The sequence below is a fragment of the Pseudomonas sp. PAGU 2196 genome, assembly GCF_022179005.1.
GTDB classification, from domain to species: domain Bacteria; phylum Pseudomonadota; class Gammaproteobacteria; order Pseudomonadales; family Pseudomonadaceae; genus Aquipseudomonas; species Aquipseudomonas kermanshahensis.
Window position 1 is genome coordinate 39271 of the sequence record NZ_BNTL01000003.1, and the last position, 23126, is coordinate 62396.

General features: G+C 62.1%; 20 protein-coding genes. 17 read left to right on the forward strand and 3 right to left on the reverse strand.

The genetic code is table 11. From position 1 onward, the window contains the following. Positions 1-50: 50 nt before the first annotated feature. From MFF34_RS03615 to MFF34_RS03670, 12 genes are all read left to right on the forward strand, one after another. Entirely contained in the window at positions 51-557 is a 507-nt protein-coding gene (locus tag MFF34_RS03615; RefSeq protein WP_099428413.1) for a MarR family winged helix-turn-helix transcriptional regulator, read from the forward strand. A gap of 25 nt (positions 558-582) precedes the next feature. Next, positions 583-1521: a LysR family transcriptional regulator gene (locus MFF34_RS03620; protein ID WP_099453027.1), complete on the forward strand. Its 939-nt coding sequence runs from the start codon at positions 583-585 to the stop codon at positions 1519-1521. Positions 1522-1647: 126 nt separating this feature from the next. Continuing rightward, the gene (locus tag MFF34_RS03625; RefSeq protein ID WP_238210328.1) at positions 1648-2580 is read left to right on the forward strand and encodes a TauD/TfdA family dioxygenase; all 933 of its coding nucleotides are present in this window, start codon (positions 1648-1650) and stop codon (positions 2578-2580) included. Beyond that, positions 2577-4058 carry an AMP-binding protein gene (locus tag MFF34_RS03630; RefSeq protein ID WP_238210330.1) on the forward strand — a complete coding sequence of 494 codons (1482 nt, stop codon included), beginning with the start codon at positions 2577-2579 and terminating at the stop codon, positions 4056-4058. Before MFF34_RS03625 ends, MFF34_RS03630 begins: the two co-directional genes overlap by 4 nt. A gap of 10 nt (positions 4059-4068) precedes the next feature. After that, positions 4069-4668, forward strand: coding sequence for a thermostable hemolysin (locus MFF34_RS03635; protein WP_099453024.1), 600 nt, complete (start codon positions 4069-4071; stop codon positions 4666-4668). Between the two features lie 48 nt (positions 4669-4716). Continuing rightward, positions 4717-5910 (forward strand): multidrug effflux MFS transporter, encoded by a 1194-nt coding sequence (locus tag MFF34_RS03640; RefSeq protein WP_238210332.1) that lies wholly within the window; start codon positions 4717-4719, stop codon positions 5908-5910. A gap of 295 nt (positions 5911-6205) precedes the next feature. After that, positions 6206-6589, forward strand: a complete 384-nt coding sequence (gcvH, locus tag MFF34_RS03645; RefSeq protein WP_085272669.1) for a glycine cleavage system protein GcvH — start codon at positions 6206-6208, stop codon at positions 6587-6589. Positions 6590-6600: 11 nt separating this feature from the next. Then, on the forward strand, positions 6601-9456 hold the full coding sequence (gcvP, locus tag MFF34_RS03650) for an aminomethyl-transferring glycine dehydrogenase (RefSeq protein WP_238210334.1): 2856 nt from the start codon (positions 6601-6603) through the stop codon (positions 9454-9456). 138 nt (positions 9457-9594) lie between these two features. Next, entirely contained in the window at positions 9595-10971 is a 1377-nt protein-coding gene (locus MFF34_RS03655) for an L-serine ammonia-lyase (protein WP_238210336.1), read from the forward strand. Between the two features lie 24 nt (positions 10972-10995). Beyond that, positions 10996-12120 (forward strand): glycine cleavage system aminomethyltransferase GcvT, encoded by a 1125-nt coding sequence (gene gcvT, locus MFF34_RS03660; protein WP_238210507.1) that lies wholly within the window; start codon positions 10996-10998, stop codon positions 12118-12120. Positions 12121-12477: 357 nt separating this feature from the next. Beyond that, on the forward strand, positions 12478-12690 hold the full coding sequence (locus MFF34_RS03665; protein WP_033701061.1) for a cold-shock protein: 213 nt from the start codon (positions 12478-12480) through the stop codon (positions 12688-12690). Positions 12691-12786: 96 nt separating this feature from the next. Further along, positions 12787-13275: an RDD family protein gene (locus tag MFF34_RS03670; protein ID WP_027595634.1), complete on the forward strand. Its 489-nt coding sequence runs from the start codon at positions 12787-12789 to the stop codon at positions 13273-13275. A 222-nt stretch (positions 13276-13497) separates the two neighbouring features. Here MFF34_RS03670 and lptG read toward each other — a convergent pair whose 3' ends face one another. Together lptG and lptF are read right to left on the reverse strand one after the other, a co-directional pair. Beyond that, positions 13498-14559 (reverse strand): LPS export ABC transporter permease LptG, encoded by a 1062-nt coding sequence (lptG, locus tag MFF34_RS03675; protein WP_027595633.1) that lies wholly within the window; start codon positions 14557-14559, stop codon positions 13498-13500. Continuing rightward, positions 14552-15667 (reverse strand): LPS export ABC transporter permease LptF, encoded by a 1116-nt coding sequence (gene lptF, locus MFF34_RS03680; RefSeq protein ID WP_027595632.1) that lies wholly within the window; start codon positions 15665-15667, stop codon positions 14552-14554. Before lptF ends, lptG begins: the two co-directional genes overlap by 8 nt. A gap of 301 nt (positions 15668-15968) precedes the next feature. On the opposite strand from lptF, the gene MFF34_RS03685 reads away from it, so the two are divergent. The 5 genes from MFF34_RS03685 to rlmF all read left to right on the forward strand — a co-directional run bounded on the left by MFF34_RS03685 (position 15969) and on the right by rlmF (position 22470). After that, a complete protein-coding gene (locus MFF34_RS03685; RefSeq protein WP_238210345.1) occupies positions 15969-17462 on the forward strand; it encodes a leucyl aminopeptidase in 1494 nt (497 codons plus the stop codon). 50 nt (positions 17463-17512) lie between these two features. Next, entirely contained in the window at positions 17513-17941 is a 429-nt protein-coding gene (locus tag MFF34_RS03690; RefSeq protein ID WP_099428403.1) for a DNA polymerase III subunit chi, read from the forward strand. 5 nt (positions 17942-17946) lie between these two features. After that, positions 17947-18312: a DNA polymerase III subunit chi gene (locus MFF34_RS03695; RefSeq protein ID WP_238210347.1), complete on the forward strand. Its 366-nt coding sequence runs from the start codon at positions 17947-17949 to the stop codon at positions 18310-18312. Positions 18313-18498: 186 nt separating this feature from the next. Beyond that, entirely contained in the window at positions 18499-21345 is a 2847-nt protein-coding gene (locus MFF34_RS03700) for a valine--tRNA ligase (RefSeq protein ID WP_027595627.1), read from the forward strand. Positions 21346-21519: 174 nt separating this feature from the next. Continuing rightward, positions 21520-22470 (forward strand): 23S rRNA (adenine(1618)-N(6))-methyltransferase RlmF, encoded by a 951-nt coding sequence (gene rlmF / locus MFF34_RS03705; RefSeq protein ID WP_238210349.1) that lies wholly within the window; start codon positions 21520-21522, stop codon positions 22468-22470. A 52-nt stretch (positions 22471-22522) separates the two neighbouring features. On the opposite strand, the gene MFF34_RS03710 is transcribed toward rlmF, so the two are convergent. Next, complete coding sequence (locus tag MFF34_RS03710) at positions 22523-22804, reverse strand: HU family DNA-binding protein (RefSeq protein WP_003255106.1); 282 nt, start codon at positions 22802-22804, stop codon at positions 22523-22525. Positions 22805-23126 lie beyond the last annotated feature (322 nt).

The window sequence follows — 23126 nt, forward strand, 5'->3', positions numbered from 1 at the left end:
TCAGAAGGTGCGCTGGTTAAACATTTCCAGGTTGAACGATGAGTGCAGCAATGAACGATCATGTCGATTTCGTCGTCGCGCAGTGGGCGCAGGCGATGCCTTCCGTGGATGTTTCCTCCATGGAGATCTTTGGCCGAATGGCGCGTATCAGCAAGCACCTGGAGCGCATGCGTGCAGAAGCCCTGGCGCAGTATGGTTTCAAGGAGGGCGAGTTCGACGTCCTGGCAACCTTGCGCCGTGCGGGGGCGCCCTACCGCCTGACGCCAACCGAGCTGTATCGCTCGTTGCTGATAACGTCCGGCGCGATGACCAACCGCTTGGCGAGACTGGAAAGCGCCGGCATGGTCGAGCGCATTGCCGACAATAACGACAAGCGCAGCTCCCAGGTGGCCCTCACAGCACAGGGCAAGGCATTGATTGATAAGGCCGTCCTTACCCATACTGAGATCCAGGAGCTGGTACTGGCCCCCCTGAGCGCCGAGCAGCGAGCACACTTCGCTCAGCTGTTGAAGCAAATGCTCGCTCATCTGCCAGGTGAGGGTGCGCCCAGGCAATGAACTGGAAAATTCAGGAGGAATTTTCATGCTTCACAGCAATTACCTGAAGCAATTGGATCTGCAGGACATCGTGGTGTTCATCAACCTGCTCGAACTGCGCAGCGCCAAGCGGACTGCCGAATTGATGAATGTCAGCCAGCCCACCGTCAGTTATTGCCTGAAGCGCCTGCGCGGTTGCTTCGACGACACCTTGTTCTCGTCGTCGCAAGGGGTGCTGAAACCCACCACCAAAGCGGAAAAGATTGCGCCGTACCTGCGCGTGGTGGTCGAGTCCGTCAACCGCTGTGCCGAGGACGACAGCAGCGCCTCGCCACAAGCACAGCGCAAGATCTGGCGCATCTGCGCGCCCGAGTATTTCGAACTGTCCTTCTTGCCGCAGGCGCTGGCAGTACTGTCACGTACCCACGGCAATACCTCGCTGCACCTCGAACGCTTGAGCCGTGACCTGCCGGTGGACCGGCTGATTTCAGGCGACATCGACATTGCCATCGGCTTTGGCCCGGGCTATCACCAGATGCACCCCGAGCTGCAGTGGCAACCCGTGCTCAGCGATGATTTCGTGTGCGTAACCAGCCAAGGCATGCTCGCCAGTGAAGAGGCCATGAGCCTGGACGAGTTCTGTGCTTCGCCCCATGTGTTCCCGACACCGTGGATATCGGAAAAGAACATGGTCGACAGCTGGCTGGACAAGGTTGGCCGATCACGCAACGTGCTGGTGCGCGCCAACGGCTATCAGGCCTGCGTGAATATCGTGGCCGCCGTGCCCGCCACGGTGGCACTGCCCGCACGCCTGTTGCCGCACCTGCGCATCGCGCCTGGGCTGAAGGTGTGCAAACCGCCGCTGGGGTTCCCCAGTTTCACCCTCGACATGATCTGGTCGCGCGACCGCAGCGACAGCAAGGATATTTCCAGCCTGCGCGCACTGGTCGAAGCGGTGGCGCAAACGCTGTTGACGGAACGATGACCCGCTTTATTAAATTTTCCCATCGCGTTTAGATTTCTTAAAACCAGCAGCTTGTTCTTTTCACTTACTGTGAGGTCATCGGGTAGCGGTGTTCTACCTGACCCACAGTTCACGGAGGAATAAGTCATGCTGGCGCACGTACAACCCACGGTGTTTCCGTTCTATCGACAACCGACGCCGTGCTACGGTTTCGAATGTATCTATGCCGTCGACCGCGACCTGCGGGTAGGCGATTCAATCAACAGTGCAACACTGTATGAAGACCTCGCCCACAGTGGCGCAATTATCTACCGCGACTTTGCCGATACGCTGCCGGACTTCAACGACTTCGTCAGTGCGCATTCCGCCCGCGTGACATTCGACCCGGCCCGCAAAGCCGCCACGTCCAACACGGCAGAAATCGAGGCCGGGGTGAATGAAATGGGGCTGCACCGTGAGAACGGTAACTTGCCATTCAACCCCGACCTGCAGTGGTTCTACTGCCTGGAGCCAGCAGCCGTGGGCTCTGAGACGACCTTGTGCGACGGCCAACGCGTACTGTTCGACTTGTCTTCGAAGACCCGAAAGTGTTTTGAGAACCGTGAAATTCGTTACAGCCGGCGCATCCCTTGGAACAATGTAAAACGTTTTCTGAGCATTGAACTGCAACTGCCCATCGATGATATTACCGACGAGCATTTGCACCACGTCAATCAACTTGTCAGTGGCCAAACTTACCGTCGCATCGATCAGAACCTGATTGCGTCCGAACTGGTTATTTCCGCGGTTGAAACCAGTTGCTTCAGCGGCAAGAAAGCGTTTTGCAATTCGATGCTCGGCCCCAGCGTCAATTATGAACCGCCGCTTATCACCTGGGCCGATGGTGAAGATATCGCCCTGGATATCTGGGACGAAATCAAAGAAGTCACCGCCCGCAATACCTATAGCCACTTCTGGCAGAAGGGCGACCTGGTGGTAATCGACAACACCCGGGTGATGCACGGTCGCCGACGCCTGGATGACCCCTCACGGCGCATATTCGGCGCGCAAAGCTACCGCATTGGAGGTATCGGCCAATGATCAGCCAAAAAATGCAGGACTACCTGGCCGCCACCCCCGACCGCGTAGTGATCAAGGAAATGAACGGTCGCGCCTACACGTTGCACGAATTGCGCCGTGACGTGATGCGACTGGCCAATGCCCTCGAGGGGCGGGTTGGCCGCTGCGAACGCAAAGTGTTCGGCATCGCCATGCGCTCTTGCTACGAGTGGGTGTACACCTTGTTGGCGATCCAGAAAGTAGGCGGTGTGTTGCTACCGGTTCCCATCGAGTTCTCCGACGACCAGATCGGCAGCCTGCTGGGCAAGGCGGCGGCAGTGTTCGTCAGCGATGAGCAAACCGCCGGCCGCCTGCACGCTATTTTGCCGGACAAGGCGTGCTTCATCCCCGCGCAACTCATGCACGAGACCATTGGTGATGAATGGCGCCAGGAGGACGAGCTCATCCCGGACGGCATTGTTTCGATCATCCACACGTCCGGCACCACCTCCAAACCTAAAGGGGTGATGATCCGCGACGAGGCCGTCGGGTTGCTGGTCGATAACGTGATGAAGCGCCTGCCACAACAGCCGCTGCACTACTTCTCGATTGTCCCCATGAGTTTGCTGATCGAGCAGGTGCTGGGGGTGTTCATCCCGATTCTGTCCGGCGGCACCTTGACCCTCATGCCCGAAGGCATGACCGAATACGGCGCAGCCAGCGGCAACGCACGGCAGTACCTGCAGTTGATAGCCCCCAACCAGCCGAACTTCCTGTACCTGCCGCCCAAGCTGCTGGAAGAGGCCAACCTGCTGCTCAAGCACTGCTCGGTCGAGGAACTGTTCGGGCCACAACGCCCGCACATCATCACCGGCGGCGCGAAGATTCCGGTAACGGTTTTGGAAGCCTTGGAAGCGCATGGCGTGCAGGTGTTCGAAGCCTATGGGCTGAGCGAGAACTCTTCGATCATTTCGCTCAACTCACCGGCGCAACGGCGTATCGGCTCGGCAGGCACACTGCTCGATGGCATCGAACCCAAGCTGGTCGACGGTGAATTGCTGGTCCGCACGCCGACCCTCTGCGCCGGTTACTACAACGCCGACGATACTGCCTGCGACCTGTCCGACGGGTATCTGCATACCGGCGATATCGCCGAATTTCGCGACGGTTATCTGTACATCACCGGCCGCAAGAAGCACGTGATCATCCTGTCTACCGCACGCAACATTTCGCCTGAATGGGTCGAGAACGTCTACAAAGAGAGCGCTCTGGTAGACGACATGATCGTCATGGGCGAAGGCAAGGACGAGCCCTGCGCCATCGTCTTGAGCAGCGCCTGCGCTGACTCGGTCCGCCAGGAAATGGCGCGCCTGGAGCACCGGCTCGCCGACTTTGCCAGGGTCAGGCAGATTCGCGTCATCGCTGACATCGCCACCTTCCGTGATCAGTTCTACACCGTCACGGGGCGGCCACGCAGGGCCGAGATCGAAGCGCGGTTCATCGACCAGATGTACGCCTGAGGAAGCCACCATGTACATCGTGCGTAATTTCTACAAAGGCCGACCTGGCTACCGATGCCTGCAGGAAGCGGTACGTGCCCACTACCTCAAGCACTATGGCGCGACACCAGAGCCCCAGCCCGATCTGTTCGTCTGCCTGACCGGTGCCAACGGTGGAGCCCCAGGTTACGCCTGTGCGGGGATCAGCTACGGCGATTCCGGCAAGCTGTTCAGCGAGTACTACCTGGATCAAAGCCTGGATGAGCGCTACCACATCGATCGGGCACGCATTGCCGAAGTGGGCGCCTTCGCCTCGTTTCATAGCGGCAGTGGGGCCGGGAAGTACTTGCTCAACAACGTGATCAAGACACTGGCCCTGCGAAATTTCGGCTTGGTGGTGCTGACCGCGACCGAGCAAGTGCGCCAGCTGCTGATCCCCCTGGTGGACACCCTTGAGGACCTGGGCGGTGCCGACCGTAACAGGCTCAAGGACCCTGGCGTCAACTGGGGCAACTACTACGAACACGGACCACGGGTGGTGGCTTCGCGCCTGTCTGCACCGAGTACCTGGGGCAATGCCCCCGCCCTGGCGCTGAGCCAGCCGCATTTCACCTGCCAGGCATCCGCCTGACCACATCTGGCTCCGGGCATGGCCGTGCCCGGAGCACTGGAGGTAACCATGAACGCAAACAAGCGTTACGAGAATTTCATCGTGTTCCTTGCGCCCCTGATCAACAGCGTCGGGGGGATCGCCATCGACCTGTATGCGCCGAGCATGCCGTCAATCGGGCATGAGCTAGGCGCCAGCCCGTCGCTCATGCAAAACACCATCACCATCACCTTGCTGTTCTATGCCATCGGCCAGCTATTTTTCGGCATCATGACCGATGCGCGCGGGCGCAGGCCGGCGGTAATCCTGGGCCTGGTGCTGTTCCTCAGCGGCAGCCTGCTGGCCACCTTCTCGACCTCCATCGAAATGCTGTTGGTGGCCCGCGCACTGCAAGGTTTTGCGATCGGTGCCTGCCAAGTGGTTGCCCGTGCCTTGCTGGTCGATATCGTCAAGGGCCCGCGCTTCTATGTGGCGATCATCTACCTGAGCCTGGCGTTCGGCCTCGGGCCCGTCATCGCACCCTATGTGGGCGGCATGATCGAGGTCTACCTGGGGTGGCGCTACAATTTCGTCCTGTATGCGGTCTACGCCGTGATCGTGATGGCGTTCGTCCTGGCTGGGCTCAAGGAATCCCTGCCCGCCACTGCCCGTCGCAGTGCCATGCAAACGTTGGTGGGCTACCGGTGCATTCTGGCTGACGGGCGCTTTCGTTCTTCGGTCATCGTGCTGGGGGCAAGTTTCTCGGCGTTTCTGCTGTGGAACGTGATTGGCCCGCATATCGTCCAGGAACGGCTGGGCCATGACGCACAGTACTTCGGCACCACGGCACTGGCGGTGGGCAGTTGCTATCTGGTCGGGACGCTGGTCAATCGCGCGTTGATCCGCAGGGTCCAGGCGGCCACGTTGATGTGGACGGGCATGCTGCTGTTCCTGCTCGGCGTGTTGAGCATCGCCGCCATGCCGGCTGGGCTGAACCTGGTCAGCATCCTGGGTGGCATCATGCTTGTCGCGTTCGGCCAGGGCTTTATCTTTTCCAACGCCATGGCCCGCTCCATGTCCCTGTTCCCCGACCGCGCAGGCGTAGCGGCAAGCCTGCAAGGCTGCCTGATGCTGGTGTTCGGGTCGCTGGCGTCGGGCATCGTCAGTGCGCTGCCGTTGGCGTCTAACCTGGCGATCGCGGGCGTGTTCCTGGTGCTCTGGCTGATCTCGCTGTCAGGGATGCTGACGGTGCGCCTGCAACAGCGCCAAGCGTCGCCAGCCTGAGCCCGGTGTCGCCCGCTAGGCTTAGATGACGTGGGTGTATTGGTTTCAATACAACGTAATGAAATCAATACACCCCCACACCGATCTGTATCTATAAGGGTTTGCCACGACTGGCGATTTGGGCCGTGGACCTTCTGTATCGATTTCATTCCGGCCTCGTATTCACGAGCACTTCGATAATCGATCAAGCCATTGATTTATAAGCGTTTTATTTTATTGGCCACATTTTTGCTACAGGAAATCCAACAAGTGCGTGGCCGACCACGCCTACCGCCCTGCTTTTCGAGGATTTCCCATGAGCGAGTTGCGTTTTACTGAAGATCACGAATGGCTGCGCGTCGAAGCTGACGGCAGCGTCACCGTGGGCATCACCGCCTACGCCCAGAACGCCCTCGGCGATGTGGTCTTCGTGCAACTGCCAGAGTTGCAGCAGTATGAGAAAGGCAGCGAAGCGTCCACCGTCGAATCGGTAAAGGCCGCCAGCGGCGTGTACATGCCGCTGACCGGCGAAGTGGTCGAGGTCAACGGCCAGCTCGAAAGCAGCCCGGAACTGGTCAACGAAGACCCGATGGGTGAAGGCTGGTTCTTCCGCTTTAACCCGGCCGACATGAGCGAAGTGACCGCCCTGCTCGACCAGGACGCCTACGACCGCCTGCTCAAAGCCAACGACGACGCCTGAGGAACCGCACCATGACCATCAACCTCGGCACCGCCAACGAATTCATCGCCCGCCACATCGGCCCACGCGCCGCTGACGAACAGGCCATGCTCGCCACCTTGGGGTTCGATTCCCTGGACGCCATGACCGCCGCGGTCATCCCCGACAGCATCAAAGGCACCAGCGTGCTCGGTGCTGAAGACGGCCAGAGCGAAGCCGACGCACTCGCCTCGCTGAAAGCCATCGCCGGTAAGAACCAGCTGTTCAAGAGCTACATCGGCCAGGGTTACTACAACACCCACACCCCGGCACCGATCCTGCGCAACCTGCTGGAAAATCCGGCCTGGTACACCGCCTACACCCCTTACCAGCCCGAAATTTCCCAGGGGCGCCTGGAAGCGCTGTTGAACTTCCAGACCCTGATCAGCGACCTGACCGGCCTGCCGATCGCCAACGCCTCGTTGCTCGACGAAGCCACCGCTGCCGCCGAAGCCATGACCTTCTGCAAGCGCCTGTCGAAGAACAAGACCAGCCATGCCTTCTTCGCCTCCAGCCACTGCCACCCGCAAACCCTCGACGTGCTGCGCACCCGGGCCGAGCCGCTGGGCATCGACGTGGTGGTGGGCGACGAACGTGAACTGACCGATGTCAGCGCTTTCTTCGGCGCACTGCTGCAGTACCCGGCCAGCAACGGTGACGTGTTCGACTACCGCGACCTGGTTCAGCGCTTCCACGCGTCCAACGCCCTGGTGGCCGTGGCTGCCGACTTGCTGGCCCTGACCTTGTTGACCCCACCAGGCGAGTTCGACGCTGACGTGGCCATCGGCAGCGCCCAACGCTTTGGCGTGCCACTGGGCTTTGGCGGCCCGCACGCGGCTTACTTCGCCACCCGCGATGCGTTCAAGCGCGACATGCCGGGCCGCCTGGTCGGCGTGTCGATCGATCGCTTCGGCAAGACCGCCCTGCGCCTGGCCATGCAAACCCGCGAACAGCACATCCGCCGCGAGAAGGCCACCAGCAACATCTGCACCGCCCAAGTGCTGCTGGCCAACATCGCCAGCATGTTCGCCGTTTACCACGGCCCGGCCGGCCTCAAGCGCATCGCCCAACGCACCCATGCACTGACCGCCATCCTCGCCGCCGGCCTCAAGGCCATGGGCGTTCAGGTCGTCGGCGACAGCGCCTTCGATACCCTGACCCTGGCCACCGGCGAAGCCACCGCCAGCCTGCATGCCAAAGCCCGTGACCAGCGCATCAACCTGCGCCAGGTCGACGCTGGCCACGTCGGCCTGTCGCTCGACGAAACCACCGCCCAGGCGGATGTCGAAGCGCTCTGGCAACTGCTCGCCGGCGACCAACCGCAACCGGACTTCGCCGCCCTCGCGGCCAGCACGGGCTCGCTGCTGCCGGCCAACCTGCTGCGCCAGTCGGCGATCCTCGAACACCCGGTGTTCAACCGCTACCACAGCGAAACCGAGCTGATGCGTTACCTGCGTCGCCTGGCCGACAAGGACCTGGCGCTGGACCGCAGCATGATCCCGCTGGGTTCGTGCACCATGAAGCTCAACGCTGCCAGTGAAATGATCCCGGTCACCTGGGCCGAATTCGGCAACCTGCACCCGTTCGCTCCGGCTGAACAAAGCCAGGGTTACCTGCAGATGACCACCGAGCTGGAAGCCATGCTGTGCGCCGCCACCGGTTACGACGCGGTGTCGCTGCAACCCAACGCCGGTTCCCAGGGCGAATACGCCGGCCTGCTGGCCATCCGCGCCTACCACCGCAGCCGCGGCGAAGGCCACCGCGACATCTGCCTGATCCCGTCTTCGGCCCATGGCACCAACCCTGCGACCGCGAACATGGCGGGCATGCGTGTGGTGGTCACCGCCTGTGACGCCCGTGGCAACGTCGATGTCGAGGACCTGCGCGCCAAGGCTATCGAACACCGCGAGCGCCTGGCCGCCATCATGATCACCTACCCGTCGACCCACGGCGTGTTCGAAGAAGCGATCGGCGAAATCTGCGCAATCATCCACGACAACGGCGGCCAGGTTTACATCGACGGCGCCAACATGAACGCCATGGTCGGCCTGTGTGCCCCTGGCAAGTTCGGCGGCGACGTTTCGCACCTGAACCTGCACAAGACCTTCTGCATTCCGCACGGTGGTGGCGGCCCAGGCGTCGGCCCGATCGGCGTCAAGTCGCACCTGGCGCCGTTCCTGCCCGGCCACGCGCAGCTGGAGAACCCGCAGGGCGCGGTGTGCGCCGCACCGTTCGGCAGCGCCAGCATCCTGCCGATCACCTGGATGTACATCCGCATGATGGGCGGTGCCGGCCTCAAGCGCGCGTCGCAAATGGCCATCCTCAACGCCAATTACATCGCCCGGCGCCTGGAAGAGCACTATCCTGTTCTGTACACCGGTGGTAATGGCCTGGTTGCCCACGAGTGCATCCTCGACCTGCGCCCGCTGAAGGACACCAGCGGTATCAGCGTCGACGACGTGGCCAAGCGCCTGATCGACTTCGGTTTCCACGCCCCGACCATGTCTTTCCCGGTGGCCGGCACGCTGATGATCGAGCCGACTGAAAGCGAGTCCAAGGAAGAGCTGGACCGCTTCTGCGACGCGATGATCCAGATCCGCGAAGAAATTCGCGCCGTCGAGAACGGCAGCCTGGACAAGGACGACAACCCACTGAAAAACGCCCCGCACACCGCAGCGGAGCTGGTTGGCGAATGGGCCCACGGCTACAGCCGTGAACAGGCGGTGTACCCGCTGCCGAGCCTGGTGGAAAGCAAGTACTGGCCACCAGTCGGCCGGGTCGACAACGTGTTCGGCGACCGTAACCTGGTCTGCGCCTGCCCGTCGATCGAGAGCTACCAGGACGCCTGATAGCTCATCGGCCCACCGCCTGACTTGTGGGAGCGGGTTCACCCGCGAATGCAATTGTGGACTCACTGACGCATTCGCGGGTAAACCCGCTCCCACAGGGTCCAGTGTCGCCTTCAAGCCTTACCTGGAGGAAGCAGCATGTCACTGAGCGTCTTCGACCTGTTCAAGATCGGCATCGGCCCCTCCAGCTCCCACACGGTCGGCCCGATGCGCGCCGCCGCACGTTTTGCCGAAGGCCTGCGCCGCGACGGCCTACTGGCCAGCACGGTCAGCGTCAAGGCCGAGCTGTATGGCTCGCTCGGCGCCACGGGTAAAGGCCACGGCAGCGACAAGGCGGTGTTACTCGGCTTGGAAGGCGAGCACCCCGATACCGTCGATACCGAAGCCATCCCTGCCCGCCTGCAGGCCATCCGCGACAGCGGCCACCTGCGCCTGCTTGGCGAACACGACATCGCGTTCGTCGAAAAGCAGCACCTGGCAATGATCCGCAAGCCACTGGCCTACCACCCCAACGGCATGATCTTCCGCGCCTTCGACCACGCCGGCCTGCAGATCCGCAGCCGCGAATACTACTCGGTAGGCGGCGGTTTCGTGGTCGACGAGGACGCTGCCGGCCACGACCGTATCGTCGAGGACAGCACGCCGCTGCCCTACCCATTCAAGTCCGCCAAGGCGCTGCTCGGGCACTGCACCGCGCAACACCTGTCGATCAGCCAGGTCATGCTGGCCAACGAGGCGGCCTGGCGCCCGGAGGCCGAGACCCGTGCCGGCCTGCTGCGTATCTGGCAAGTGATGCAGGATTGCGTCGAGGCCGGTTACCGCCATGAAGGCATTTTGCCGGGTGGGCTCAAGGTCAAGCGCCGGGCACCGGCGTTGTACCGACAGCTCAGCCAACACCCGGAAGCCAGCCTGCGCGATGCGCTGTCGGTGCTCGACTGGGTCAACCTCTACGCGCTGGCGGTAAACGAAGAGAACGCCTACGGCGGCCGTGTGGTCACCGCACCCACCAATGGCGCTGCAGGCATCGTCCCAGCGGTCTTGCACTACTACATGCGCTTTGTACCGGGTGCCAGCGAAGACGGCGTGGTGCGCTTTCTGCTCACGGCGGCGGCCATCGGCATTCTCTACAAAGAAAATGCCTCCATCTCCGGCGCCGAGGTTGGCTGCCAGGGCGAAGTGGGCGTGGCCTGCTCGATGGCCGCCGGAGCCCTGTGCGAAGTCATGGGCGGTAGCGTGCAACAGGTCGAGAACGCCGCCGAGATCGGCATGGAACACAACCTGGGCCTGACCTGCGACCCGATTGGTGGGCTGGTTCAGGTGCCCTGCATCGAGCGCAACGCCATGGGCTCGGTGAAGGCGATCAACGCCGTGCGCATGGCCTTGCGCGGTGACGGGCAGCACTTCGTCTCGCTCGACAAGGTCATCCGCACCATGCGCCAGACCGGCGCCGACATGAAAAGCAAATACAAGGAGACCGCCCGCGGCGGTCTGGCCGTCAACATCATCGAGTGTTGACCCAATAACAACACCAAGGAGTCACTGATGTCCGAAACACTGCTCAAGACCCCGCTGCACGCCCTGCACCTCGAACTGGGCGCGCGGATGGTGCCGTTTGCCGGCTATGACATGCCGGTGCAGTACCCGCTGGGCGTGCTCAAGGAGCACCTGCACACCCGCGAGCAGGCAGGCCTGTTCGACGTCTCGCACATGGGCCAGATCATCCTGCGTGGCAGCGACGCTGCCAAGGCGCTGGAAAGCCTGGTGCCCGTGGACATCATCGACCTGCCAGTGGGCATGCAGCGCTATGCCATGTTCACCAATGAACAAGGCGGCATTCTCGACGACCTGATGGTCGCCAACCTGGGCGATGACGTGCTGTTCCTGGTGGTGAACGCCGCCTGCAAGGACCAGGACTTGGCCCACCTGCAAAAACACATCGGCAGCCGCTGCGAGATTCAGCCACTGTTCGAGGCCCGCGCGCTGCTGGCCCTGCAAGGCCCGGCGGCGGTCAAGGTGCTGCAACGCCTGGCCCCGGAAGTGGCTGGCATGACCTTCATGCAGTTCCGCCCGGTCACCCTGCTCGGCGAAGACTGCTACGTCAGCCGCTCGGGTTACACCGGTGAAGACGGTTACGAAATTTCGGTGCCGGCCAACGCCGCCGACGCCCTGGCCCGCCGCCTGCTGGCCGAGCCCGAAGTGCAACCCATCGGCCTGGGTGCGCGCGACTCGCTGCGCCTGGAAGCCGGCCTGTGCCTCTATGGCCACGACATGAACATCGAGACCACGCCGATTCAGGCCAGCCTGCTGTGGGCCATCTCGAGAGTGCGCCGCGCCGACGGTGAACGCGCTGGCGGCTTCCCCGGTGCTGACATCATCTTTGGCCAGCAGCAGCACGGTGTAAAACAAAAGCGTGTCGGCTTGCTGCCGCAAGAACGTACACCGGTACGAGAAGGCGCAGAGATTGTCGATGCATCCGATAACCCAGTAGGCAAAGTCTGCAGTGGTGGCTTTGGCCCAACACTTGGCGCACCGGTTGCAATGGGTTATGTCGATATCGAACATGGCGCGCTAGACACCCCACTGTTTGCATTGGTACGGGGCAAGAAGGTTGCCTTGAAAGTCAGCAAAATGCCTTTCGTGCCGCAACGTTACTACCGTGGCTGAATGCAGAACATGAGGTCGGTGAACAGCTTCGTCCTATTCGATTTCGAACCTGTTCAATAACGAACGAACATGGCGCCAGCCCAGGCGCCATGCCGTTTGCGACAAATTGTTCGGCTATCGGCAAAAGCCCTGTTTTCCTGACGAGCAAGGGCTTGTTTTTCGCGCAGGAGTTGGCGTAGAGTCACTGCACTGTGTTTGCATGGGTCGCAACAGTTCGTGACCTGGGCCAGTAGCCGCAATCTGCTACAACCCGTTCGACGTCTCTTACTTTCCAGCAACCCAGCCCAGTAAGCTTTCATTCAATAACGATGTGAAAGTAACTGTTATCAAATTAATAGATTCATAGGAAATAAGAAAATGGCACAGCGTCAGAACGGTACCGTCAAGTGGTTCAATGACGAGAAAGGTTACGGTTTCATCACTCCAGAGAGCGGTCCGGATCTGTTCGTACACTTCCGTGCCATTCAAGGCAACGGCTTCAAAAGCCTGAAAGAAGGCCAGAAGGTTACCTTCGTAGCCGTTCAAGGCCAAAAAGGCATGCAGGCTGACGAAGTCCAGCCAGAAGCCTGATAATCCCTAAAAAAGAGCCCCTGCGTTGACGCGCAGGGGCTTTTTTTTGCCCGTAGTTCCCTAAAATGGGCCTTTGCCATCTGGAGCTGCAGCGTAATGTCCAAGCCTCCCCTCTTGCCCCAGGGTGACTTCCCGCCCGCTGGGCTAGGCCGCCGGCTGGCGGCGATGTTCTATGACTTTTTGCTGTGCACTGCCCTGCTGATCGTGACGGCGGGCGCTTACAAGATGATCCAGATGGCAATTATCGGCGAGGCCCGCATGCGTGAGCTGACCGATGCCGGGGCGCTGGATGGCGACCCGTTGTTGTCGACGATCCTAGTATTCGCGCTCTTTGGTTTCTTTGCCAAGTTCTGGACCCACGGCGGGCAGACCCTGGGCATGCAGGTGTGGGGCGTGCGGGTGCAGAATGCCGATGGCAGTGCCATCAGCCTGTGGCAGGCACTGTTGCGCTTCGTGGTCTCGATCGCGTCGTGGCTGTGCCTGGGGCTGGGGTTTTTCTGGGCGTTGATCGACAAGCGCAAACGCGGGTGGCATGACATCTATTCGGAGACACAGCTGGTGCGGGTGCCGAAGCAGAAGAAATGACGCGCAGTTACGCACACTCTTCAATGCGGCCACCGTCTCTGTAGGAGCAGCCTTGTGCTGCGAAGAGGCCCGTGACAACAGCCAAGATTGATTGCGCTGTCACCGGCCTCTTCGCAGCACAAGGCTGCTCCTACAGGCCAAGGTTAAGCACACGCCTAAAGCCAGAATTGAACCCTCAAAAAAGCCGACCCTTAGGTCGGCTTTTGCACATCGATCAAACCCTCAACCCGCTCGGCGGAGTAACCACAACCCTGCCAGCGCGCAGATCCCGGCCGGTATCACGACCGCCAGCAACGGCGGGAAGCCGAACACCTGGCTCGAAGGGCCTAGCAGGTCCTGGGCGATGCGGAACACGAAGCCCACCAGCACACCGGTGAATACCCGCTGGCCGAGGGTCACCGAGCGCAGGGGGCCGAAGATGAAGGAAATCGCCATCAGCACCAGTGCCGCAGTCACGGCCGGCTGCAACACCTTGGTCCAGAACGCCAGCCAGTAGCGGGCATTGTTCAAGCCTTGGTCAGACAGGTAGTGGATGTAATCCCACAAGCCGGTGATGGACAGCGATTCCGGCGCCAGGATCACGGTATTGAGCAGTTGCGGCGTGACCGAAACGTCCCAGCGCTCTTCCGGCGTTTTCACCACTTCGGTGTGGTCACCACGGAAATACGTGGTGCTGACATCGCTGAGCTGCCAGTGGTCGTCGTTGTACTGCGCCCGGCGGGCGAAGCTGGAGGTGACGATCTTGCGCTCACTGTCGAAACGGTAGCGGGTCACGCCCAGCAGCAAACCATTGGGCTGCACGGCGTTGATGTGCACGAACTCTTCGCCCTGACGGTGCCACATACCCCGCTTGGAGCTCTGCGCCTCACCGCCACCCTGGGCCAGGGAACGGTCGGCCTGGGCCTTGTTTTCGGTGACCGGCGCCACGTACTCGCCAATCAACACGCCCACCAGCATCAGCACCAGCATCGGCTTCATGACCGCCCAGACGATGCGGCCGATGGAAACACCGGCAGCGCGCATGATGGTCAGTTCGCTGCTGCTGGCCAGGCTGCCCAGGCCGATCAGGCAGCCAATCAATGCCGCCATCGGCAACATGTCATACAAACGACGCGGGGCGGTCAGCAGCGTGAACCAGCCAGCATCCATCACCGTGTAGGTGTCGCTCAGGTCGCTCATCTCATCGATGAAGGCGAACAGGGAGGCCAGGCCGAGGATGATCCCCAGCACCGCCAGAATGGCCATGAGCACGCTCATGCCGATGTAGCGATCCAGTTTAACCACGGGCCACCTCCGCACGACGGGCAGCGCGTTTGAGGCTCAGCGGTTCCCAGTACATCAGCCCAAGCCCGATCAGCAGGAACAGGCCGTGCACCCACCACATGCCCAGGGCGATCGGCAATTTGCCCTTCTCGAGGGCGCCGCGTACGGAAATCAGCATTGTCAGGTAGGCCATGTACAGAAGAATCGCCGGCAGCAACTTGAGGAAGCGGCCCTGGCGTGGGTTGACCCGCGACAGCGGCACTGCCAGCAGGGTCACGACGAAGACCAGGATCGGCAACGACAACCGCCATTGCAGCTCGGCGCGTTCGCGCAAGCCCTCCTGGCCGAACAATTGCGAAGTCGGAATAGCTTCGCGCTCGGTCACTTCCTCGCTGACTTCAGGCTTGGGCAGCAGTACGCCATAGGTGTCGTACTTGATGGCACGGTAATCGGCCTGGCCAGGGTTGCCGTCGTAGCGGTAGCCGTTTTCCAGCACCAGGTAGCGGTTGCCATCGGCTTGCACTTCCTGGTGGCCTTTTTCGGCGACCAGTACCGACGGGGCGCGGTCCTTGGTCTTGTCTTGGTTGAAGCGTTTTTCGGAGATGAACACGCCACCAAGGTTGATGCGGTCGTCCGACAGCTGCTCGGTGTAGGTCACCCGCGAGCCATCACGCAGGGTCTGGAAACGACCAGGCACCAGGGTGTCGAACTCGGTCAGGGCATCCTGCTGGCTGATGATCTGCTGCACCTGGGCCACGCCCAGGGGCGCCAGGCTCAGGCTCAGCCAGGCAACCAGCAAGGCCACCAGGGCGGCGGGCGCCATGGTCAGGCCCAGCAGGCGCTGCTGGCTCATGCCCGTGGCCGACAGCACGGTCATTTCGCTTTCCAGGTACAAACGGCCGTAGGCCAGCAAAATGCCGAGGAACAGCCCCAAAGGCAGGATCAGTTGCAAGAAACCCGGCAGACGGAAGCCCATGATCAGGAACAGCACGCTCGGGTCGAGCACGCCCTGCGCCGCCTGGGCCAGGTACTTGATGAAACGCCCACTCATGATGATCACCAGCAGCACGGCGCTGACGGCGCTCAAGGTCACCAGGACCTCGCGGGACAGATAACGAAAGACGATCAAACCAGACACTCCTGGGTTGTCAGGGCGGACTGCCAAACATTGGCGCCAAACAATGACTTAGTACAGCCAAGACCAATGTCGGTTCGCCACAGGCGAACCTCCATGTAAAGAGCGCGCATTATCCTGTGATTGACCGCCCCTGTCACTTGGCCGCGCATGAAGCCGCAAAACAGGGTTGTCAGCACGCTGGCCGCAGGCTCAAACTGGCAGCTTTTCCACGGGTACGCGACCACGCGGCCTGGCCCGCCCAGAGCGCTTGAATGCAAAGCGCCAACTGTATCGATCATTCGGGGACCCTGACATGGAACTGGTTGTAAAAAGCGTAGCTGCTGCATCCGTAAAAACCGCCACGCTGGTTGTACCGGTAGGTGAAGGCCGCAAGCTCGGCGCTGTTGCCAAGGCCGTCGACCAAGCCTGCGAAGGTGCCATCAGCGCCGTGCTCAAACGTGGCGACCTGGCCGGTAAACCGGGGCAGACCCTGCTGCTGCACAGCCTGCCAGGCCTGAAGGCCGAGCGCGTGCTGCTGGTTGGCAGCGGCAAGGACGAAGCCCTGGGCGACCGCGCCTGGCGCAAACTGGTGGCCAGCGTCGCCGGCGTCCTGAAAGGCCTCAACGGCACTGACGCCGTGCTCGCCCTGGATGATATCGCCGTCAGCAACCGCGACGCCCACTACGGCAAGTACCGCCTGCTGGCCGAGACCATGCAAGACGGCGAATACGTGTTCGACCGTTTCAAAAGCCAGAAAGCCGAGCCGCGCGCCCTGAAAAAGGTCACCCTGCTGGCCGACAAGGCCGGCCTGGCCGAGGTCGAGCGTGCCGTCAAGCACGCCACCGCGATTGCCACCGGCATGGCCTTCACCCGCGACCTGGGCAACCTGCCGCCCAACCTGTGCCACCCAAGCTTCCTCGCCGAACAGGCCAAGGAGCTGGGCAAGGCGCACAAAGGGCTCAAGGTCGAAGTGCTCGACGAGAAGAAGATCAAGGACCTGGGCATGGGCGCGTTCTACGCCGTGGGCCAGGGCAGCGACCAGCCGCCACGCCTGATCGTCCTCAATTACCAGGGCGGCAAGAAAGCAGACAAGCCGTTTGTGCTGGTGGGCAAGGGCATCACCTTCGACACCGGTGGCATCAGCCTCAAGCCAGGCGCCGGCATGGACGAGATGAAATACGACATGTGTGGCGCCGCCAGCGTGTTCGGCACCCTACGTGCGGTGCTCGAACTGCAGCTGCCGATCAACCTGGTGTGCCTGCTGGCCTGCGCTGAAAACATGCCGAGCGGTGGCGCTACCCGCCCGGGCGACATCGTCACCACCATGAGCGGCCAGACCGTCGAAATCCTCAACACCGACGCCGAAGGCCGCCTGGTGCTGTGCGACGCCCTGACCTACGCCGAACGCTTCAAGCCCCAGGCAGTGATCGACATCGCCACCCTGACCGGCGCCTGCATCGTCGCCCTGGGTAGCCACACCTCGGGCCTGATGGGCAACAACGACGACCTGGTCGGCCAACTGCTGGATGCGGGCAAGCGCGCCGACGACCGTGCCTGGCAGCTGCCGCTGTTCGACGAGTACCAGGAACAACTGGACAGCCCGTTCGCCGACATGGGCAACATCGGTGGGCCGAAGGCCGGCACCATCACCGCAGGCTGCTTCCTGTCGCGCTTCGCCAAGGCCTACAACTGGGCGCACATGGACATCGCCGGCACGGCCTGGATCAGCGGTGGCAAGGACAAGGGCGCCACTGGCCGCCCGGTCCCGCTGCTGACCCAGTACCTGCTGGACCGCGCTGGCGCCTGATGCCGTGAGGCCGGTGGCGCCTTGCGCGCCACCGGCCGGCAGAGACCACCATGAGCAAAGTCGATTTCTATATTCTGCCCACCGACGCCTTGTCGGCGCGGCTCGATTTCGCCTGCAAACTGTGCGAAAAAGCCTGGCGCCTCGGCCACCGGGTCTACCTGCATTGCCAGGATGCCGAACAGCGCAGCGAACTGGACCAACGCCTCTGGCACTTCAAGGGCGAAGCCTTCGTGCCCCACGACCTCGCGGAATTGCACGCGGATGCCACGGTGGCCTTAGGGATTGCCGAGGATGCCGGGCAACACAGCGACCTGCTGATTAACCTGGGCGCTGGCGTGCCCGCGTTCGTCGGCCAGTTCGAACGGGTGGCCGAGATCGTCGTCGAGGAGCCAGGCATCCGCCAATCGGCCCGTGAGCGGTTCCGTTTCTACCGCGAACAGGGCTATGCTCTGCAAGACCACCGCTTACAGCGACTTTGACGACGATGGACAAGCCCTCCCCTTTGCCCGACTCCGCCCATCTGCTCGATGACCTCGAGTCGATCCGCCAGTTGCTTGGCGACGCCGACCTGCAACCGCCGCTGCTGACCGAGACGGTGGAGCAGATTCCACTGTTGCTGGACGAACCCGCCGGCAACCCCGTGTCGGCCGGCGAGCCGATCGCCACCGCCCCCGAGGAAGACTCGCAAACCCGCCGCCAGGACACCTTGCTGCACCTGGAAAGCGAGCTGCGCGCCGCGGCGCAGGCGATCATGCAAGACGTGATCAATGACTTTACCCCGCATATCGAGAACGAAATCAAGCGCCGGCTGGATGCGCGTATTGAGCGCTTGATCAAGCGTTCGGAGTAACCCCTGGGGCCGCTTTGCGGCCCTTTCGCGACACAAGGCCGCTCCCACAGGAGGAATGCGTTCAACTGTGGGGGCGGCCTTGTGTCGCGAAAGGGCTGCAAAGCAGCCCCCGGCCTGTCGCCTAAACCCTGTGCCTTCGTTATACTTTTCGGCTTTCCCGAATAAATGCACAGGGTCCCGCCGCGCATGGATAAGACCTACCAGCCGCACGCCATCGAAACTTCCTGGTACAACACCTGGGAGTCCGAGAACTATTTCGCTCCACAAGGTGCAGGTGAGTCCTACACCATCATGATCCCGCCGCCGAACGTCACCGGCAGCCTGCACATGGGCCATGGGTTCAACAACGCGATCATGGACGCCCTGATCCGTTTCCGCCGCATGCAGGGTCGCGACACCCTTTGGCAGCCGGGCACCGACCACGCCGGTATCGCCACGCAGATGCTGGTCGAGCGCCAGCTCGAAGCCAAAGGCCAGAACCGTCATGACCTGGGTCGCGAACAGTTCCTGGAAAAAGTCTGGGAGTGGAAGGACCAGTCCGGCGGCAACATCAGCCGTCAGATCCGCCGCCTGGGCTCGTCGGTCGACTGGAGCCGTGAGCGCTTCACCATGGACGACGGCCTGTCCGAAGCCGTCAAGGAAGCCTTCGTGCGCCTGCACGAAGACGGTCTGATCTACCGCGGCAAGCGCCTGGTCAACTGGGACACCAAGCTACACACGGCCATCTCTGACCTCGAAGTGGAAAACCACGACGAGAAGGGCCACCTGTGGAACCTGCGCTACCCGCTGGCCGACGGCGCCAAGACCGCCGAAGGCAAGGATTACCTGGTGGTTGCCACCACGCGTCCGGAAACCCTGCTGGGTGACGCTGCCGTCGCGGTCAACCCGAACGACGAGCGCTACCAGGCCCTGATCGGCAAGTTCGTCGAGCTGCCGCTGGTCGGCCGCCGCATCCCGATCATCGCCGACGACTACTGCGACCCGGAATTCGGCACCGGCTGCGTGAAGATCACCCCGGCACACGACTTCAACGACTACGAAGTCGGCAAGCGCCACAACCTGCCGCTGCTGAACATCTTCGACAAGAACGCGATGGTCCTGGCCAATGCCCAGGCCTTCAACCTCGACGGCAGCGTCAACGAGCAGGTCGACACCACCCTGCCCGCCCAGTACGCCACCCTCGACCGCTTTGTCGCGCGTAAGCAGATCGTCGCCGACCTGGACGCCCAGGGCCTGCTGGTCAGCATCGACGACCACGCCTTGAAAGTGCCGAAAGGCGACCGTTCGGGCACTGTCATCGAACCGTGGCTGACCGACCAGTGGTACGTCTCCACCAAGCCGCTGGCAGAGCCTGCCATCGCCGCCGTGGAAGATGGCCGCATCCAGTTCGTGCCCAAGCAGTACGAGAACATGTATTTCTCCTGGATGCGCGACATCCAGGACTGGTGCATCAGCCGCCAGCTGTGGTGGGGCCACCGCATCCCGGCATGGTACGACGAGGCCGGCCAGGTCTATGTCGGCCGTGACGAGGCTGAAGTCCGCGCCAAGCACAACCTGGGCGCCGACGTTGCCCTGCGCCAGGACGACGACGTACTCGACACCTGGTTCAGCTCGGGCCTGTGGACCTTCTCGACGCTGGGCTGGCCAGAACAGACCGAGTTCCTCAAGAAGTTCCACTCCACCGATGTGCTGGTCACCGGCTTCGACATCATCTTCTTCTGGGTTGCGCGCATGATCATGCTGACCATGCACCTGATCAAGAACGAGGACGGCACCCCTCAGGTTCCGTTCAAGACCGTGTACGTGCACGGCCTGGTGCGCGATGGCCAGGGCCAGAAGATGTCCAAGTCCAAGGGCAACGTCCTGGACCCGCTGGACATCGTCGACGGCATCACCCTCGACGCCCTGCTGGAAAAACGCACCAGCGGCATGATGCAGCCCAAGCTTGCCGAGAAGATCGCCAAGCAGACCAAGGCCGAGTTCCCGGACGGCATCGCCAGCTACGGCACCGACGCCCTGCGCTTCACGTTCTGCTCGCTGGCCTCGACCGGCCGCGACATCAAGTTCGACATGGGCCGCGTCGAAGGCTACCGCAACTTCTGCAACAAGATCTGGAACGCCGCCCGCTACGTGCTGGACAAGGGCGAGGACTGCGGCCAGAACGGCGAAGCCTACGAGCTGTCGCTGGCCGACCGCTGGATCATTTCGCAACTGCAGCGTACCGAAGCCGAAGTGACCCGCCAGCTGGAGCAGTTCCGCTTCGACCTGGCCAGCCAGGCCCTGTATGAGTTCATCTGGAACCAGTATTGCGACTGGTACCTGGAACTCTCCAAGCCTGTGCTGTGGGACGAGAACGCCCCGGTCGAGCGCGCCCGCGGCACCCGTCGCACCCTGGTGCGCGTGCTGGAAGTGGCCCTGCGCCTGGCGCATCCGTTCATGCCGTTCATCACTGAAGAAATCTGGCAGCGCATCGCGCCGCTGGCTGGCATTCAGGGCAAGACCATCATGCTGCAGCCGTGGCCGGTGGCCAATGAAAGCCGCATCGATGCCGCTGCCGAAGGTGACATCGAGTGGCTCAAGGAGCTGATGGTCGGCCTGCGCAACATCCGCGCCGAAATGAACATCGGCCCGGGCAAGCCGCTGCCTCTGTTCCTGAAAAACGCCAATGCCGACGACCAGCGCCGCCTGCAGGAAAACGAAGCCCTGCTGAAGAAACTGGCCAAGGTCGAGTCGTTCACCGTGCTTGGCGATGCCGACGAAGCGCCACTGTCGGCCACCGCACTGGTGGGCGATTTGCAGGTACTGGTGCCGATGGCCGGCCTGATCGACAAGGACGCCGAACTGGCTCGCCTGAACAAGGAGATCCAGCGTCTGCAGGGTGAAGTCCAGCGCGTGGGCGGCAAGCTGTCCAACGCTGCCTTCGTCGACAAGGCACCGCCTGCTGTGATCGAGAAGGAACGCGCCAAGCTGGCCGAGTCCGAACAGGCCCTGGCCAACTTCACCGAGCAGCATGCGCGGATTGCAGCGCTGTAACCTGACAATGCTGACCTGACCAGCGAGGGCTTCGCCCTCGTTCGCGGCACAAGGCCGCTCCCACAGGAATTGCGCTGCCTTCAAGGAGCCCCACTATCCTGTGGGAGCGGCCTTGTGCCGCGAAGGGGCCGCACAGCGGCCCCCTGGCCAGCACCTGCAGCACCGGACCTGACCATGAACCAGAAACCCACCCTGCACCCGCGCAACCGCCACCAGGGTCGCTACGACTTCCCCAGCCTGATCAAGGCCCACCCTGACCTGGCCCGCTTCACCATCACCAACCCGCACGGCAAACCCAGCATCGACTTCGCCAACCCCGAGGCGGTACGGGTGTTCAACCGCGCCTTGCTCAAGGCCCAGTACGGCATCCAGCACTGGGACATCCCCGCCGACTACCTGTGCCCGCCCATCCCCGGTCGCGCCGACTACATCCATGTGCTCGCCGACCTGCTGGGCGAAGACAATGCCGGCGAGATCCCAAAAGGCGCCCAGGTGCGCGCGCTGGACATCGGCGTGGGTGCCAACTGCATCTACCCGCTGATCGGCCACAGCGACTACCGCTGGCGCTTCCTGGGCTCGGATATCGACCCTGTGGCACTGGCATCGGCCAAGGCCATCGTCCAGGCCAATGGCCTGAGCAAGGCCATCACTCTGCGCCAGCAGGCCAACCGCACGCACATTCTCAGCGGCCTGCTGCAGGCGGACGAGCGCTTCGACCTGACCCTGTGCAACCCGCCCTTCCATGCCTCACGCGAGGAAGCCACCCGCGGCAGCCAGCGCAAGTGGAAAAACCTGGGCAAGCAGGACCCCAAGCGCAAACTGCCCGTGCTCAATTTCGGCGGCCAGAACAACGAACTGTGGTGTGAGGGCGGCGAGATCCGCTTCGTGACGCAACTGGTCGGGGAAAGCGCGCAGTACGCCGAAAGCGTGCTGTGGTTCACCAGCCTGGTGTCCAAGGCCAGCAACCTGCCAGGCATCGAGGCTGCGCTGAAAAAAGCAGGCGCCAAGGCCGTGCGCATCAGCGAGATGGGCCAAGGGCAGAAGCAGAGCCGCATGGTCGCCTGGAGCTTCCAGGACGACAACGCGCGCCAGGCCTGGCACGCACGGCGTAAAACACAAGGCTAAAAAAAACCGCGCCCGGGCAAGCCCGGGCGCGGTTTCGTCACAGCGTCAACAATTACTTGTTGATGGCGTCGGTCAGCACTTTGGCTGGCACGAACTTGACGACTTTCTTGGCAGCGATTTCGATGGCAGCGCCAGTCGAAGGGTTGCGGCCGGTACGGGCAGGACGCTCGGAGACTTTCAGCTTGCCGATGCCTGGCAGGGTGATTTCAGCGCCGTTTTCCAGTTGGTCAGCAACGATCTGGCCCAGTTGCTCCAGTGCGTTTTTGGCGGTGGCTTTTGGCGCGGCGATCGATTCGGCGATGTCGGCAATCAGTTGGTCTTTGGTCAATGCCATGGTGATGTTCCTTCCCTATCAAATTCAGTAGTTAAGCAGCGAGCTACGACGTTATCGGGCCAGCCCCTGAATTCTGGAGGGCCGCGCCAATCGCGTATGTAGATACGTAAATCGGCGTTTGGTTCGACACGACGCTAGCGTGCTGCCAGCAATGCGCCACGCGAGGGGCGCAAGACCGCGCAAAGCTACCACAGGAATGGATAAATATCCGCTGCGCACTTCGATTTAATGCAGGTTTTTCGGGGGTTTTAGCTTAAAACGCACAAAACTGAACAAAAAACGAACAACCGGCATTTCTGCCAACATCCGGCCACTGCATCAC

Excerpts from the sequence above, each read along its gene's own strand:
- gcvP (WP_238210334.1), top strand. The coding sequence starts at position 6,601 with ATGACCATCAACCTCGGCACCGCCAACGAATTCATCGCCCGCCACATC.
- MFF34_RS03635 (WP_099453024.1), top strand. The coding sequence starts at position 4,069 with ATGTACATCGTGCGTAATTTCTACAAAGGCCGACCTGGCTACCGATGC.
- MFF34_RS03625 (WP_238210328.1), top strand. The coding sequence starts at position 1,648 with ATGCTGGCGCACGTACAACCCACGGTGTTTCCGTTCTATCGACAACCG.
- MFF34_RS03700 (WP_027595627.1), top strand. The coding sequence starts at position 18,499 with ATGGATAAGACCTACCAGCCGCACGCCATCGAAACTTCCTGGTACAAC.
- MFF34_RS03690 (WP_099428403.1), top strand. The coding sequence starts at position 17,513 with ATGAGCAAAGTCGATTTCTATATTCTGCCCACCGACGCCTTGTCGGCG.
- MFF34_RS03710 (WP_003255106.1), bottom strand. The coding sequence starts at position 22,804 with ATGGCATTGACCAAAGACCAACTGATTGCCGACATCGCCGAATCGATC.
- rlmF (WP_238210349.1), top strand. The coding sequence starts at position 21,520 with ATGAACCAGAAACCCACCCTGCACCCGCGCAACCGCCACCAGGGTCGC.
- MFF34_RS03685 (WP_238210345.1), top strand. The coding sequence starts at position 15,969 with ATGGAACTGGTTGTAAAAAGCGTAGCTGCTGCATCCGTAAAAACCGCC.
- MFF34_RS03670 (WP_027595634.1), top strand. The coding sequence starts at position 12,787 with ATGTCCAAGCCTCCCCTCTTGCCCCAGGGTGACTTCCCGCCCGCTGGG.
- gcvH (WP_085272669.1), top strand. The coding sequence starts at position 6,206 with ATGAGCGAGTTGCGTTTTACTGAAGATCACGAATGGCTGCGCGTCGAA.
- MFF34_RS03655 (WP_238210336.1), top strand. The coding sequence starts at position 9,595 with ATGTCACTGAGCGTCTTCGACCTGTTCAAGATCGGCATCGGCCCCTCC.
- MFF34_RS03695 (WP_238210347.1), top strand. The coding sequence starts at position 17,947 with ATGGACAAGCCCTCCCCTTTGCCCGACTCCGCCCATCTGCTCGATGAC.
- MFF34_RS03615 (WP_099428413.1), top strand. The coding sequence starts at position 51 with ATGAACGATCATGTCGATTTCGTCGTCGCGCAGTGGGCGCAGGCGATG.
- MFF34_RS03620 (WP_099453027.1), top strand. The coding sequence starts at position 583 with ATGCTTCACAGCAATTACCTGAAGCAATTGGATCTGCAGGACATCGTG.
- MFF34_RS03640 (WP_238210332.1), top strand. The coding sequence starts at position 4,717 with ATGAACGCAAACAAGCGTTACGAGAATTTCATCGTGTTCCTTGCGCCC.
- MFF34_RS03665 (WP_033701061.1), top strand. The coding sequence starts at position 12,478 with ATGGCACAGCGTCAGAACGGTACCGTCAAGTGGTTCAATGACGAGAAA.
- MFF34_RS03630 (WP_238210330.1), top strand. The coding sequence starts at position 2,577 with ATGATCAGCCAAAAAATGCAGGACTACCTGGCCGCCACCCCCGACCGC.